Annotated in this window: 3 protein-coding genes; all 3 read left to right on the plus strand. The window is 59.9% G+C overall.

Annotated features, from left to right (window positions below; genetic code table 11):
* Nucleotides 1-356: 356 nt before the first annotated feature.
* The 3 genes from P0D89_RS51660 (at nucleotide 357) to P0D89_RS51670 (ending at nucleotide 3,460) form a co-directional block, all read left to right on the plus strand.
* The gene (locus tag P0D89_RS51660) at nucleotides 357-890 is read left to right on the plus strand and encodes a hypothetical protein (protein ID WP_408379415.1); all 534 of its coding nucleotides are present in this window, start codon (nucleotides 357-359) and stop codon (nucleotides 888-890) included.
* Entirely contained in the window at nucleotides 878-3,199 is a 2,322-nt protein-coding gene (locus P0D89_RS51665; protein ID WP_408379418.1) for an SMC family ATPase, read from the plus strand. The genes P0D89_RS51660 and P0D89_RS51665 overlap by 13 nt, the downstream gene beginning before the upstream one ends.
* A gap of 75 nt (nucleotides 3,200-3,274) precedes the next feature.
* Nucleotides 3,275-3,460 (plus strand): hypothetical protein, encoded by a 186-nt coding sequence (locus P0D89_RS51670; protein ID WP_408379421.1) that lies wholly within the window; start codon nucleotides 3,275-3,277, stop codon nucleotides 3,458-3,460.
* The last annotated feature ends 51 nt before the right edge of the window (nucleotides 3,461-3,511 follow it).

Consider the following 3,511-nt stretch of genomic DNA (forward strand, 5'->3'; position numbering starts at 1 on the left):
AGCACGGACCTTCCGGCGGCTGACGTTCAAGCCGTTCCAGCAAACACGATGGACGATCTTGCAATGCCTGTCGCGACGGTTGAAGTAACACCCGCCGCACAGAAATCATGGCTGGATGACGATCTGTTCGCAGCGTAGTTTGCTGCCGGTGCGTGGGAGAGGCCTGTCTGGCTCTCCTGCGTTCGGACACAGCATTGTTCCGATAGCTTTCGCAGCTATCGAAACAAGGATTCACCGCGTCACAGACGCATCGATGAAGTTGGTGCTTTACCTTTAACAGCAGTTCATTTCTTTTACCCTGGCGGGGAGCGATCCCTACCGGGCGCACTCCGTCCAAATACTCACGGAGTGCAATCATGTTTGGTCTTTACCCTGCCGGATCTGAATGGATCCGCACTTTCGCCATGGACGATCAGGACATGCGCGATATTCAAAGGTCGCTCGTCGACCACGCAGGTTTCACTGCTGCGATTCTTCATCAACCGTTCGGGCAGCAACGCGGGGCCGTCATGGCGCAGTCTGGCCAGATCCTCGTGTTGTCGGACACGACGCCGCGTGCACGACAAATCGCCGTCACGCCCACTGTCCAGATGCATCACCTTCTCTGGTCGTATCGGGAAGGCTATGCGACGCAGTGGTCGTCGATGGAAATTCGAAGCTTGACCGGCTTCCACGGTTGGGCTGAGCTACTGACTCACGCGCGCCGGGAATTCAGTCGCACGTGCGAAAAGGTGGCTGCTGCGATCGCAGGAACGCTTCAGGCGCCGGTAGTGACGGAAGTTGCCGCCGATCCCATGCGCGAGCCGTTTCCAAACGATGACGATGACGCGTTCTACGCACAGATGGCCGCGATCCACGATGCACAGGAGGTTGGATCATGCGCCCTCTGAAATTGACGCTGGAGGGCTTCTACGGGGTTCGCGACGGCATGAAGCGCGAAAGCATCACCCTTGATCTCGAAGCGCTGCCGGACGGACTGATCGCGCTCGTCGGCCCCAATGGGGCGGGCAAGACGACAATCATGGACAACCTGCATCCGTATCCGATCATGCCTTCGCATGCGTCGGCCCTGTCCGTCGATGCCTTCTCGTACTGGGATCACATCTGTGGAACCAGCGCGTTGAAGGAACTGGAATGGGAGCACGACGGTATCCGTTACCGCTCGACGTTCACATTCCGGAAACCCGGCAAAACTGGAAAGGCGGAGTACTACCTCGCATGGCTGGGCTCGGACGGTACGTGGCGGCCTGTCACGTTGCCCGATGGAACCGTGTCGGACGGAAAGGCGGCGACGTACAACCGCTGTGTCGAAGCCATCAATGGTTCGCTCGAAACGTTCTTCACCAGTGTCTTTTCCGCGCAGAACCGGCGACCGCTCGCGTCCTATGGAGCGGGCGAAATCAAGACGCTGCTGGCCGAGATGCTCGGAATCGAACACCTCAAAGCGCTGTCGGCGAAAGCTGGCGACGTGGCGAAGATTCTGGGTCGTGCACTTGTCGAGATCCAGTCGGAACTGGTGGCACTCGCGGGCAAACGTCAGCGCAAGGCTGAGGTCGAGCGTCTGGTGCTTGCTCAGGGCGACGCTCTGCGCGAGGCCAGATCGCAACGCGATGCAAAGCTCGAGGAGGCCGCAAAGCTGACTCAGGAGCGTGCGACGTTTGCGGCAAAGGCGAGCGAGTCGGCTACGGCTGAAGCGCGTCTGCGCGAACTGGCTGTACGTGGCGGCGAGCTGGTGAAGGCTGTGAGAGCGTTGACGGATGACGAACAGGCTGCATCGGTTCGAAGCCAGCAACGCGTAACTGCTCTTAACCGGACGGTAGCCACGCATCAGGCGACGCTCGGCCGAAGGGATGCAATTCTCGGGGCGGCTGCGAAGCGTGATGAAGCGCAACTGGTGATCGGTCGCGAGGAGGCAAAGCTGGAGCCTCTGCAGCGTCTGATTGCGGACCTTGAAGCGAAGCAGATGACACACGCAACGCTTCAAGCCGCGCTGTCGGGCTTGATGACGGAAGGGCAGACGAAAGCCGCCCATTTCGACACACTCACGAAGCAGGCTGCCGTGGTTAATCAGGTTCCCTGTGTGGGTCACGCCATGCACGCGAATTGTCCGCTGCTCACGCAGGCATTGCAGGCGCGATCGCAGGCAGACGTGCAACGGGTGTCGGTGTCGGAGCTTCGCGCGAAATATCGTGAGAAGAAGGCCCAGGCCGATGAGCTCGCGCCGGTTGTTGCTGAACTCGCGTTAAAGCGAAGCGAACTGAAGGTTGTCACAGAAGCGGTAAGCGCTTCGCGACGGACCTTGCAGGCCGCGACTGAACTCGCTGCCAGCAAGCCGCTTCTCGATGCTGCTGTAGCCGGACTGGACGCCGCGAATGCGGAACTCAGGACGGTTGCTGAAGAGAGTGCCGCGCGTACTGCTCGATTCGAGTCTGAAAAGGCTCGTATGACCGCAGAGATGACCAGACTCCACGAGGAATCAAAGCAGCTTGCAGCCGTCGACGTGACGGCAGCAATTGTGGAGACCGACCGGAAACTGGTGGCGAACCGCGAGTCTGTTGCAGCGCTGGACGGGAAGATCGAAGCATCGATCCGCTCCCAGACGGTCCTGCAGGCAGACGCGAATGGTTTGGGCGCTGACCTTGACCGCTTTTCGGCTACGCAAATGCGCGCAGATCGTCTTTCCGATGAGATCGCGCAGTGGAAGCTGCTTGCCAAGGGGCTCGGCAACGACGGCGTCATCGCACTGACCATCGACGATGCGGGACCTGCTTTGACCGATACCGTCAACAGGCTGCTGCTTGCCTGTTACGGGATGCGGTTCACGGTGGAGATCCGCACGCAGCGCGCGCTGGCAAGTGGCGAACTGCGTGAGGGCTTCGAAATCCTCGTGCATGACGCTGACGCCAACAGCACGAAGTCTGTATCCGTGATGTCGGGTGGTCAGAAGGTCTGGATCAACGAGTGTCTGACGCGTGGCATTGCGTTGTACCTCGCCCAGAACACGGGTCAGCCGTATCAGACCCTTTTCAGCGACGAGTCTGATGGTCCGCTTGATCCGCAGCGCAAGCTGCAGTTCATGCGGATGAAGCGGGAAGTGCTGCGCGAGGGCGGGTATCAGCGAGAGTTTTTCATCTCACAGACGCCTGTCCTTGTCGGCGAAGCCGATGCAATCATCGACGTCGAGGCGCTAGCAGCCTGAACGTCTCTTTCTCTCAACCCTGTGGGGAACGCCCCACAGGGGCGTTTTCTCGCCGTTTCAACAACGAGGAACGCCATGTCATTCATTCGAAATTTTCATGTACGTACCGAATCGGTAACGCTTTCGGTTCGTCGCTGCAATCCGCGCGTTGGCACCACGCACACCTACGTCCTGAACGGCACGCTCCTGCGTGACGTCCTTGTCGAAGGCAGGTGGGTGACGGTGCACGCGAGCAACCATCTCGAACCGCGGGCCGCGTAAGCGGACGCGGCACCCTTGATTTACGACCCCTACGGGACACGCCCCGTAGGG

The sequence above is a fragment of the Paraburkholderia sp. RL18-085-BIA-A genome (assembly GCF_046027075.1).
Lineage (GTDB): Bacteria > Pseudomonadota > Gammaproteobacteria > Burkholderiales > Burkholderiaceae > Paraburkholderia.